This is a genomic window from Fonticella tunisiensis (assembly GCF_004364155.1).
Classification (GTDB): domain Bacteria; phylum Bacillota; class Clostridia; order Clostridiales; family Caloramatoraceae; genus Fonticella; species Fonticella tunisiensis.
This window is the reverse complement of the sequence record NZ_SOAZ01000003.1, coordinates 1-12,171: the sequence shown is the minus strand read 5'-3', so window position 1 is coordinate 12,171 and position 12,171 is coordinate 1. Positions and strand designations below refer to the sequence as shown.

General features: G+C 36.6%; 10 protein-coding genes. 9 read left to right on the top strand and 1 reads right to left on the bottom strand.

Annotation, left to right across the window (positions count from 1 at the left end; all coding sequences use genetic code 11):
• The first annotated feature begins 19 nt into the window (after positions 1–19).
• The 5 genes from EDD71_RS02360 to EDD71_RS02340 all read left to right on the top strand — a co-directional run bounded on the left by EDD71_RS02360 (position 20) and on the right by EDD71_RS02340 (position 5,193).
• A complete protein-coding gene (locus tag EDD71_RS02360) occupies positions 20–745 on the top strand; it encodes an amino acid ABC transporter ATP-binding protein (RefSeq protein ID WP_133627142.1) in 726 nt (241 codons plus the stop codon).
• 85 nt (positions 746–830) lie between these two features.
• The gene (locus tag EDD71_RS02355; RefSeq protein WP_133627141.1) at positions 831–1,640 is read left to right on the top strand and encodes a transporter substrate-binding domain-containing protein; all 810 of its coding nucleotides are present in this window, start codon (positions 831–833) and stop codon (positions 1,638–1,640) included.
• A complete protein-coding gene (locus tag EDD71_RS02350) occupies positions 1,640–2,305 on the top strand; it encodes an amino acid ABC transporter permease (RefSeq protein ID WP_133627140.1) in 666 nt (221 codons plus the stop codon). Before EDD71_RS02355 ends, EDD71_RS02350 begins: the two co-directional genes overlap by 1 nt.
• Before the next feature lie 2 nt (positions 2,306–2,307).
• Complete coding sequence (locus EDD71_RS02345) at positions 2,308–2,955, top strand: amino acid ABC transporter permease (RefSeq protein WP_133627139.1); 648 nt, start codon at positions 2,308–2,310, stop codon at positions 2,953–2,955.
• 489 nt (positions 2,956–3,444) lie between these two features.
• Positions 3,445–5,193 carry a phosphoenolpyruvate carboxykinase gene (locus EDD71_RS02340; RefSeq protein WP_133627138.1) on the top strand — a complete coding sequence of 583 codons (1,749 nt, stop codon included), beginning with the start codon at positions 3,445–3,447 and terminating at the stop codon, positions 5,191–5,193.
• Between the two features lie 70 nt (positions 5,194–5,263).
• Here EDD71_RS02340 and EDD71_RS02335 read toward each other — a convergent pair whose 3' ends face one another.
• Positions 5,264–6,658, bottom strand: coding sequence for a hypothetical protein (locus EDD71_RS02335; protein WP_133627137.1), 1,395 nt, complete (start codon positions 6,656–6,658; stop codon positions 5,264–5,266).
• Between the two features lie 353 nt (positions 6,659–7,011).
• Here EDD71_RS02335 and EDD71_RS02330 point away from each other — a divergent pair, with 353 nt between their 5' ends.
• The 4 genes from EDD71_RS02330 to malQ all read left to right on the top strand — a co-directional run bounded on the left by EDD71_RS02330 (position 7,012) and on the right by malQ (position 11,653).
• A complete protein-coding gene (locus EDD71_RS02330; protein ID WP_133627136.1) occupies positions 7,012–8,370 on the top strand; it encodes an ABC transporter substrate-binding protein in 1,359 nt (452 codons plus the stop codon).
• Positions 8,371–8,460: 90 nt separating this feature from the next.
• The gene (locus EDD71_RS02325) at positions 8,461–9,303 is read left to right on the top strand and encodes a carbohydrate ABC transporter permease (RefSeq protein ID WP_133627135.1); all 843 of its coding nucleotides are present in this window, start codon (positions 8,461–8,463) and stop codon (positions 9,301–9,303) included.
• Positions 9,303–10,136 carry a carbohydrate ABC transporter permease gene (locus tag EDD71_RS02320; RefSeq protein WP_133627134.1) on the top strand — a complete coding sequence of 278 codons (834 nt, stop codon included), beginning with the start codon at positions 9,303–9,305 and terminating at the stop codon, positions 10,134–10,136. The genes EDD71_RS02325 and EDD71_RS02320 overlap by 1 nt, the downstream gene beginning before the upstream one ends.
• Positions 10,137–10,174: 38 nt before the next feature.
• Positions 10,175–11,653 (top strand): 4-alpha-glucanotransferase, encoded by a 1,479-nt coding sequence (gene malQ / locus EDD71_RS02315; protein WP_133627133.1) that lies wholly within the window; start codon positions 10,175–10,177, stop codon positions 11,651–11,653.
• The last annotated feature ends 518 nt before the right edge of the window (positions 11,654–12,171 follow it).

Genomic DNA, 12,171 nt, shown 5'->3' with positions numbered 1-12,171 from the left:
TAAGGAAGGTGAAAAAAACATGATTAGACTGGAAGGGGTTCATAAGTATTATGGAAATTTGCATGTACTAAAGGGAATTGATTTAACGGTTGCAAGTGGTGAAAAGCTTGTTATAATTGGTCCAAGCGGTTCAGGAAAAAGCACTCTTATTAGAAGCATGAATCTTTTGGAGAGGCCATCTGAGGGTAAGATAATAGTTGATGGTATCGATATTACAGCTCCTAAAGCTCCAATTACTAATGTGAGACAATCAGTTGCAATGGTTTTTCAACAATTTAATCTATATCCACACAAGACTGTTCTTGAGAATGTAACATTAGCTCCTATACTTGTTAAAAAGGTACCAAGGAAGGAGGCTGAGGAATCAGGGATGGCATTTTTGGAACGGGTTGGCCTTAAGGATAAGGCTTTTGCATATCCCTCACAATTGTCAGGTGGACAACAGCAGCGTGTTGCCATTGCCAGAGCACTTAATATGAGACCGAAGATAATACTGTTCGACGAACCCACGTCGGCGCTGGATCCTGAGATGATTCAGGAGGTATTGGATGTCATGGTTAGCCTTGCTAATGAGGGCATTACAATGGTGGTTGTAACCCATGAAATGGGATTTGCACGTAAGGTGGCTGATAGGGTGATTTTTGTAGACGGAGGCGAAATTATAGAGGAGGGTCCGCCGGAACATTTCTTTAAGAACCCAAATCACGAAAGAACTAAAATGTTTTTAAGCCGTATAATGCATTAATGTTTAAAATTTGGTTTATCCAAGTTTAATGTCAAAAATATTTATTAAAATTTATTAAGAAGCAAATAGATGGGGAGGTTAAAATATGAAAGGTGTAAAAGTACTTATTTTAGGGCTTTTAATGGTATTTGGATTATCGCTTATTGGATGTTCTTCATCATCACAAAAAGCAAGTTCCAGCGGTGAGGCACAGGACATAAAAGCTATAAAAGACAGAGGGGTTCTGAGGGTTGGAGTAAAGGTGGATGTACCTAAATTTGGTTATAGGGATCCTAAAACCAACAAAATAGATGGCTTTGAAATAGATATTGCCAGGGCAATAGCTAAAAAGATTTTAGGTGATGAGAATAAGATTGAGTTTCAAGCAGTAAATGCAAAAACAAGGGGTCCCCTTCTGGATAGTGGACAGGTGGATATTGTTGCAGCTACATTTACAATAACTGAGGAAAGAAAGCAAAGCTACAATTTCTCCGATCCATATTTTACAGATGGCGTAGGATTGTTGGTTAAGAAGGATTCGGGAATTAAAGATTTAAAGGGATTAAATGGCAAGAAAATAGGAGTTGCTCAAAGTGCTACAAGCAAGAAGGCAATACAGGAAGAAGCGGATAAGCTTGGAATTAAGGTTAGCTTCCTGGAATTTAGCACCTATCCGGAAATCAAAGCTGCACTGGATTCAGGTCGTATAGATTGTTTCTCCGTTGATGGAGCAATTCTTAACGGATATTTAGACGGTTCAACAGTAATTTTAGATGAGCGCTTTAGCCCACAAAATTACGGTATAGCATCGAAAAAAGGAAACGATGCTTTAGCTAAGCTTGTGAACGATACTATTAAGGAAATGAAAGACTCTGGTGAGATTGACAATCTTATTAAGAAGTGGGGGATAAAATAGTGAATGGTCCCTTTGCAGCATTTAAATGGAAAGCTGCGCTTAGAGATTGGGTAATATTTGCAGATGGGCTAAAGACAACGATTGCTGTATCTATGGTTGCTCTTGCTATAGCTTTGATAATCGGAGTGATTTTGGGGGTGTTTGGTACATCCCACAATAAAATTCTTAAAAAAATAAATAGAGTCTATGTTTCAGTAATACAAAATACTCCCCTGGTAATTCAAGTGTTTTTCCTGTATAACATGCTTCCACATCTTGGTATAATGCTGCCGGTATTTACTGTAGGCGCCATTGGAGTTGGAATTTATCATGGTGCATATATTGCAGAGGTAGTTAGAGGGGGGATTGAAGCAGTTCCAAGGGGGCAAATGGAAGCTGCAATTTCACAGGGATTTACCTATACCGAGGCAATGAAGCATATTATACTTCCCCAGGCAGTTAAGCTTATGCTGCCGCCCCTTACTAATCAGGCTGTAAGCTTAATTAAAAACACTTCAGTAATGGCTATGATTGCAGGAGGGGATTTAATGTATCAGGCTGATTCATGGTCGAGTTACAACCTTTATTATGGACCAGCTTATGTAATTACAGGAATGCTTTATCTGCTGTTATGTTTACCTCTTGCAAGATTTGCAACAAAATTAGAACTAAGAACTGGGGTGTAAGTATGATTTATGAACTTTTTAAACCAGAAGTATTTCTATTCCTGTCTAAAGGGTTGTTGACCACTTTATATATAGCGGTTATGACCATTATATTCAGCTTGATATTTGGAAGTCTATTAGGCATTGTACGCTATATAAATAATAAATATATTAGCCCGATTGCGGTGATATATATTGAGGCCGTTCGAAACACCCCCCTTCTTTTGTTTATATTGGCTTTCAGATTTATGACGAATTTAAAGCCAATCAACGCAGGTATTGTTGCAATGACTATATTCACAAGCGCCATTATTGCGGAAATTGTAAGGGCGGGAATTGATTCCATTCCAGCAGGACAGTGGGAAGCAGCCATGTCCCAGGGGTTTAGCTATATAGAAACAATGCGCCACATTATTTTACCACAGGCTATTAGAAATGTAATACCTCCCCTGTTTTCAACATGTATTACTGTAATTAAGGATACATCCTTTGTCTGGGTAGTAGGAATTGAGGAACTTACAGGTAAGGGAATGATTATAATGGGACAGTATGCTGCCACGGCTCAGGTGTTTACTATATTTGGTATGCTGGCGCTTATGTACTTTATAATTAATTATACTCTGTCCATTTTTGGATACAGGCAGCAGCTTAAGGCAGTAAAGTTAAAGTAAATGTAAGTATATGCATTGTAGGTTATTGAAGCAGATAACTTTCATATTAAAAAACACCTCACTTCAGGCGATATTTTTACAAAAGTTTGAAGTGGGGTGTTTTTTTATACAAATTTATCACCCTGATTTTCTTAAGGCCCTTAAAAAGGCTTTGATATAATTCTGTATTTTTATATATCCTATAAAATATTCAACATTAACAGTGATTTTGATTAAAAATTTAAATTAAGTGTTTAAAAAAATGTCTTGATACAATATAATATATCTATGAAAATGAAGGATTTGATTGATTTAAAATTCATTTTTATTTATAAACCTTAAAAAGGATATTCATAAAAATAATGAAATAATAGTATTTTATAGGTAATACCTGTATTATAAATCTTTCTTATTTAAATAAAATTTGCAAAAAAGCGGGGTACTAAATTTCATTTTAATTTTTAGTAAGAATTGTTAAAAATAGTAAATGATAAACTTTGGAGGTATACTATGCAAAAGGAATTTTCTCTTAGTAATGAAAAAGTTATGATTAACTTCACTGCAAAATATTGCGATACTGCAGAAGCTGTGCTAAATAGTGAAGGTTTTAGGAGGATACTGGATGCTTATTTAGATAAGATTCAGAGGAAATATTCAGGAGTTTATAGATTTCTGTCAGAAAAGCTTAAAGCAGGAGACAAGGAAGCAGTTGCAAAGTCCATTGCATCACTGTTTAAAATGCTCATAATATTCAAAGCCGATGAAATAGCAGTTCTGAATCCAGAGTATAGTTCCATCTTAAGCAGCAAGGACAATTTTATTGATTTTATTGAGGATCTATATAATTTCTGGAGAAGACTGGAAAGGTATACTATTGTCCAAAACAGAAGGATAAGTGAAGGCCTTGAAAAGGTGAGTTTTATTGAAGCCAACACAAATTTTTCAAATCTTGTATTAAATTTGTACAGAAAAATTGAAGAAAATGTTCTTGGATATCCTCCAAATGTATATAGACAACTACCTGCAGGAGGAAATGCGGGGCTTATTTTAAACAATATTCAGTGGCCTTGCCCTGAGGAATATGAACTTTTAAAAGGTATTCCATTTATCGAGTCCATACTTTTAGACCTGCCCTTTATATCTTACCCAAAGAAAAACACGCGGGGTGGAGTATTTTCAGAGGTTTTTGAAAACCCTCTAAAGGGCTGCAGCGGCATAAACCCCGATCATTGGTTCTGCTATCCTGCAAAGGTTGGAAGCCTATTAAGCTATATATATTTCCACAGGGATTTTATGGCCCACGGAATAGCACTCTGCAACCTCTTTGAAATGGCAAAGAAGGAGGAATACCTCAATAAAAAACCCGATATTATATATGTTTTCGGCTGCAGGGATAATTCCAAGGAGGTTAAAACCGTATTTTATGATGATGCTACAAATGATATAATGCTTGGTTATGTGAGTTATAGCGATGCAATAGATTATTTTGGCTATATGAAAAAGATGACCTTAACCCTTCATAACCTGATAATGATAAAGCAAGGACATCTTCCAATTCATGGAGCAATGGTGAATGTGAAGCTCAAAAGCGGTAAGAGCGCAAATGTTGTACTTGTAGGAGATAGCGGGGCTGGAAAATCAGAAACCCTTGAGGCCTTTAGGAGCTTGAGTGAAGAATATATAAGCGATATGACAATTGTGTTCGATGACATGGGTGTTGTCAAACTAAACGGAGATGGAAAACCACTTGCATATGGAACGGAAATTGGAGCATTTGTAAGGCTTGATGACTTAGATCCAGGTTATGCATTCAGGGAAATCGACAGAAGTATATTTATGAATCCGGATAAAATAAATGCAAGGCTTGTAATACCTGTGTCCACCTATAAGGATATACTAAGGGGATATCCTGTTGATATGTTTTTATATGCCAATAACTATGAAGATCCAGAGGAGTTAGGAGAGCTTGAGTATTTTACTGATATAAATGAAGCCATAAAAGTATTTAAAGATGGGGCGAGAATGGCCAAGGGAACTACAACAGAAAAGGGGATTGTAAAATCATATTTTGCCAACCCATTTGGACCATTGCAGAAGCAGGAGGAAACGGATGTGCTTCTTAGCAGATATTTTAATAAGTTTTATAGTACAGGTGTAAAGGTTGGACAGATAAGAACCGGACTTGGAATATCCGGCAAGGAAAAGGATGGCCCGAAAAATGCTGCCATCAAACTGTTCAAGGCTATAAATCAGTTATAATAAATACACCAAATGAAGGCGCCAGGCGCTGGAGAGGAGAAAATCCCTTTCCGGTGTCTGGCACTTTCTATTAAATAAAGAATATGGCTGCAATGGTTGTTACCACAAGCCCAATTACTACTGGCTTTAGGTTTCTCCTTACAAGCTCAAAGGGGTCTATGTCACATATTGCAGCAACGGGAATTACTGCCCAGGGGATTAATGTTCCTCCGCCTACCCATATTGCAGCTATCTGCCCGAGGGCTGTTAAGGTGGCTGTTCCGCTTCCAATTGCAGTTCCAAACAGTTTTGCTACGGAACCTGCAAGGGATATTCCCGAAAATCCAGAGCCATCGAGGCCAGTTATAGCTCCAACAACAGTAAGTGTTCCAGCCCCTAAAGTGGCGTTTAGGGGAACGGTGTTTGCAAGGGCGATTCCGAGGTCATTAACTATTCCGTGGGATGCCTTTGGAAGTACTTCTCCGAAAACTGCAGTTATTCCTGAATCGCCAAGATAGAAAAAGGCTGCGATTGGAATAACAGGGCCGAACACCTTAAATCCAAATTGAAGACCTTCTATAAGATGAGAGGTTATTTTACTAAGGCCGTTTTCACGATCGTTTAAAAGGGTAAGAGCTATTAGTATAAAGGCTGAAGTACCTCCAACAAGGGCAGTTGCATCTCCTCCCCTTAAGTTTTTAGCATACATAGCTGCAACATCAAGTGCAAACAATATTGGGATTGTAAAAGCAAAGATGTTTTTAAGAATTGGGCTCAGAGTGCTTGTTGCAAGAGTGTCAAAAGCTTCAAAGGAATAAATCTTTTCCTCAACCTTAAGCTCTCCCTTTTTTATGTCCTTCATAAGGAAATAGAAGGCAGCAATTGTTGTCACAGCTCCCATTATGATAACCAGGGGAACGCTTGCCGATATTACGCTATCGACGGGTATACCAGCTCCATCGGCAGTAAGTTTTGGCGCGCCCTGTATGACAAAATCGCTTGAGAGGGCAATTCCATGTCCAAAAAGGTTCATAACAACAGCAACTCCAAGGGCAGGTAGGCCAGCCCTAACTGCAGCAGGTAAAAGAACTACACCGATTAGGGCAACCGCCGGTGAGGGCCAGAAAAACCAGGATATTATCATCATCAAAATACCAACTATCCAGTAGGCTAAAACTTTGTTTTTCATTAGTTTTGTAAATGGACGAATCATGGAGTCGCTAACTCCCGTCTCAGTTAATGCCTTACTCATACCAACGATTATGGAGATGATGAGTATTGTACCTAACAGCTCCTTTATGGCATATATGAAGCTGTTAAATACGCCGGAGACCGATGCAGAAAGGGATTTTGTAACCATAAGCCCCAGCACAAAGATGCCTGCTATGCAGACAAGAGTAGTGTCTTTTTTGAAGATCATTACTCCCAGTATAAGAAGGATGAAAATGAGATAGACATAATGGATTCCCATTAGCTCAATGCCCATAAAACCACCTTTTAAAGAATGTTTATTTTACATTATGCATCAAGTTGAAAAAATGTTTATGGGAGTAAAGCCAAAAGTAAAATTATTTATATGAAAGGAATTTACTAATTGTCAGATCCTCAGCCTCAAAACTTCTTTGCTAAGCATGGTGGTGATATGTATAACCTTTTACTGCTGCTAAATTTTTATTGTAAAAATTATAGGAATATATTATCATTTATGGAATATATTATATTGTAAAATTATGGCATTAAAACAGCGCCGATAACGTTACCTAATCAACAGGGATTTAGTTATCACTGGGGGAGTGATGTAAATCCTAAACAAATTTATAAGTAAAGAGGGGGATTTTTGTGGGAAAGAAGCTACTAAGTCTAGTACTGAGTGCAGCAATGCTTTTAACTTTGCTTGCTGGATGTAGCGGCAGCAAGGAAAAAGCTTCAGGAGCCAAGGAAATTTATTTCTTAAACTTTAAACCCGAAATTGCACAGGTATATGACTCAATTGCTAAGGATTATGAAAAGGAAACAGGTGTTAAAGTAAAGGTTGTTACGGCGGCCAGTGGTACATATGAAACAACTTTAAAATCAGAAATAGCTAAATCTGATGCACCAACAATCTTTCAGATTAATGGTCCCGTCGGTTATCAATCCTGGAAGGATTATTGTGCAGATTTAAAAGATACAAAACTTTACAGTTATTTATCAGATAAAAGCCTGGCAATAAAAGATGGTGATGGAGTTTATGGAATTCCATACGTTGTAGAAGGTTATGGAATTATCTATAATGACGCTATTATGAGAAAATATTTCGCATTAAGCGATAAAGCTGTTTCCGTAAACTCAGCAGCTGAAATCAATAACTTTGATCTATTAAAGAAAGTTGTTGAGGATATGACAAAACATAAAGATCAGCTAGGCATTAAGGGTGTTTTTGCATCTACATCCTTAAAGGCAGGGGAACAGTGGAGATGGCAGACCCACCTGGCAAATATTCCATTCTATTATGAATTCAAGGATAATACCAAATATGACAACACAGTTTTAGCCGGCTTAGCAGCAGATCAGATTGAATTCAAATATGCAGATAACTTTAAGAACATTTTCGATTTATACATCAACAATTCTATTACAGATAAAAAACTTTTGGGCAGCAAGTCTGTAGATGATTCTATGGCTGAATTTGCTCTTGGAAATGTAGCTATGGTTCAAAATGGTAACTGGGCTTGGGCACAAATCAAAGGTGTTAGTGGCAATACTGTAAAAGAATCTGATATCAAGTTTTTACCAATCTACACAGGTGTAAAAGGTGAAGAAAATCAAGGCTTAGCTATTGGTACAGAGAACTACTTCGCAATCAACAGCAAGGTTTCAAAGGAAAAACAAGAGGCATCTATTGAGTTTTTGGAGTGGTTATTCTCAAGTGAAACAGGCAAGAAGTATGTAACTAAGGACTTAGGTTTTATCGCCCCTTTCAATACATTTAAGGATAATGAAAAACCATCGGATCCATTAGCAAAGGAAGTTTTAGCCTGGATGGAAAAGGGTGTTAATTCCGTAGCATGGACATTTGCAGCATTTCCAAGTGAAGATTTTAAAAATTACTTCGGCGATGCGTTATTAGAATATGCTCAAGGCAATAAATCCTGGGACGATGTTGTTAAAGTAGTTAAAGATTCCTGGGCATCTGAGAAAGCAAAGAAAGCGAAATAGTTAATTACCAGGAAACTAAAGATATTAATGGTGGGTCTGGAGGGTTAACTCTGACTCACCATTTTAAAATTAGAGATAGGAGGAGATGGTATGGAAAAGAAATTAATAAAATATTTTCCTATTTTTACCCTCCCCACGTTATTAGCATTTTTGATAGCCTTTTTAATACCCTTTCTTTTAGGTTTATATTTATCTTTTACGGAGTTTACCACAGTGTTAAATGCTAAGTGGGTAGGTTTAAGCAACTATATTAAAGCCTTTGAAAATAAAGAATTTTTAAATGCCCTATGGTTTACTGCAAGGTTTGCTGTGGTATCTGTTATAACAATAAATGTATGTGCTTTTACATTAGCTTTTCTATTAACCAGGGGTATAAAAGGCACAAATTTATTTAGGACAGTATTTTTTATGCCTAATTTAATAGGTGGTATTGTATTGGGATATATATGGCAGTTAATTATTAATGGGATTCTATATAAATTCGGTGTAACTTTGACCTACGATGCCAAATACGGCTTCTGGGGACTTGTTATACTAATGAATTGGCAATTAATAGGATATATGATGATTATTTATATTGCAGGAATTCAAAATGTACCAACAGATTTAATTGAAGCAGCAAAAATAGATGGAGCCAGTCCATTAAAAATATTACGAAACGTTACAATACCAATGGTTATGCCGGCTATTACAATATGCCTGTTTTTAACAATATCCAATTCCTTTAAATTGTTTGATCAAAACCTGGCCTTAACGGCAGGCGCGCCGTCTAAAAAGACAGCCATGCTTGCACTTGACATTTACAATACCTTCTATGGTAGAGTAGGTTGGGAAGGTGTAGGACAAGCAAAGGCAGTAATATTTTTCATTTTGGTAGCAATCATGGCGTTTGCGCAGCTTATTTTCACAAGAAGCAAGGAGGTAGAAAGCTAATGAAAGGTTCAAAGTTAAAAGTTAATTTAATATTAATGGTATTGTTAATATTAGCCATTGCGTTTTTAGCACCTATTTTAATAGTTCTTATGAATTCCTTCAAAGGTAAGTTCTTCATTAGCGATACTCCCTTCCTATTGCCTAACAGCAAAACCTTTGCTGGTTTAAGCAACTATGTTAATGGTTTAATTAAAACAGGTTTTATACAAGCATTTGGCTGGTCATTGTTTATTACTGTATCTTCAGTTGTAGTTATTGTTTTATTTACCTCTATGACAGCCTGGTATATTACAAGGGTTAAGAGCAAGCTTACCAAATCCATATATTATCTATTTGCATTTTCAATGATAGTTCCCTTTCAAATGGTTATGTTCACTATGACCAAGGTAGCTAACGTTTTGCACCTGGATAATCCATTTGGAATTATTATAATATATCTGGGTTTTGCTGCGGGATTGTCGGTATTTATGTTCGCTGGCTTTGTAAAATCTATTCCACTTGAGATAGAGGAAGCAGCAGTAATTGATGGATGTAGTCCAATACAGACATTTTTTATGGTGGTGTTTCCCATCTTAAAGCCTACGGCAATAACAGTTGCAATACTAAATACTATGTGGATATGGAATGACTATTTGCTGCCATACCTGCTTATTGGCAATGAATATAAGACAATTCCAATTGCTATCCAATATCTAAGAGGCGGATATGGCTCAATTGATATGGGGGCAATGATGGCAATGCTGGTATTAGCGATTATTCCTATTATAGTATTCTATTTTACGTGTCAAAAATATATCATAAAAGGTGTTATAGCAGGAGCCATTAAGGGATAAAATTTGCGATAATACTGATACTGTAAGGGGGAGAGAAAATGAGGGAGAGCGGGATACTGCTACCGATCGCAAGTTTACCTTCAAAGTATGGAATAGGAGCATTTTCAAAGAGTGCCTATCACTTCATTGATCAATTAAAAGCAGCAGGGCAAAGGTATTGGCAGATATTACCCTTAGGGCCAACAGGATATGGTGATTCGCCATATCAATCCTTTTCTACCTTTGCCGGTAATCCTTACTTCATTGATTTAGAAACATTAATAGATGAAGGATATTTAACTGAGGAAGAATGTGAAGCCTATGACTTTGGGGATAATGATCGGTATATAGATTATGAGAAAATATATTTATCAAGATTTAAGATATTAAAAATTGCATATAAGAGAAGCCGCATTAGTGAAAACGAGAAATTTCAACAGTTCATCAAGGATAATGCATATTGGCTGGATGATTATGCCCTGTATATGGCAGTTAAGAATCATTTCTCTGGCAGGAGCTGGAGTGAATGGGATGACGACATTAGAATGAGGGAACCGGCTGCAATGGAAAGGTATAAAAGTGAATATGCAGATGAAATTACATTTTATCAGTTCCAACAATTTATATTTTTGGAGCAATGGTTAAAATTAAAAGCATACGCCAATGAAAATGGTATTAAAATTATTGGAGATATTCCAATTTATGTCGCTTTTGACAGCGCCGATGCATGGTCTTATCCGGAATTATTTCAATTTGATGAAAACAGGCAACCAATTGCTGTAGCAGGATGTCCACCGGATGCATTTTCACCAACGGGACAATTATGGGGCAATCCACTCTATGATTGGGAGTACCACAAAAAGACTTCCTATGCCTGGTGGATTCAGAGAATTGCGTATTCTTTTAAACTATATGATGTTTTACGTGTGGATCACTTTAGGGGATTTGATGAATACTATTCCATACCCTACGGTGCATCTACAGCAGAAAATGGCAGCTGGCAAAGGGGCCCAGGCTATAACTTTTTTAGAGAATTAAAAAAGCAGCTGGGTGATTTAAATATAATTGCTGAGGACTTGGGATTTCTAACGGAAAGTGTTTTAGAGCTTGTTAAAAAAACCGGGTATCCAGGAATGAAAGTACTGCAGTTTGCCTTCGATTCAAGGGAACAGGGCGATTATTTACCACATAATTACGATAAAAACTGCGTTGTTTATACTGGTACCCATGATAATGAAACTATTGTAGGATGGTATAAAAATCTTAATGCTCAGGATAAGCAGCTGGCCATAGATTATTTGGATATTGATACGGAGAAAGAAGAAGACATCCATTGGAAGTTTATACGATTAGCTCTTTCAAGTGTTGCAGATCTGGCGATTATACCTGTACAGGATTATTTGGGACTAGGCAACGAAGCGAGAATTAATAAACCTTCAACGGTCGGTAATAACTGGAAGTGGCGCCTGCTTAAAAATGAAATTACCGAAGAATTAGTAGAAAAAATATATAAGATTACAAAAATATATGGAAGATAAATTTATGAAAAACTCCAGAGTATAGTTAAGCGATGAGAAGGATGAAGTATAGTAGAAACAATTACAATTAAAGATATTGTGAAATTATGCGGGGTAGGTATTAAGTACTGTATTCAGAGCGATAAATAATCATCCGGATGGCGAAATAAAGAGCATTCATAGATGTGATTTATACAAATCTATGGATGCTCTCCAAGTCATAGATAAAATAAGACAAATTAAATCATTGACAGAAATTTCGCAGCTAAAAAAATAAATAGGGCGTAGCCCCTTGATATGTAATGGTTTAGATGAATAATAATTGAAATATGTAAATTCCGATTTTTACTGGAAAAAATTTAGGGTTTAAAAATGAAAACATCCTTTCTATAATGAATTTTGCTACAAACCCAATAGAAAGGATGTTTTGAGATGAACAAGCGTTATTTAAAACAAATGCTCACCTACTTCTCTAAGGTATACCATCTTGGAGAAAAAATCAAGGGGTTAAAAGATGGAAGAATAAATCCTCAAATTGA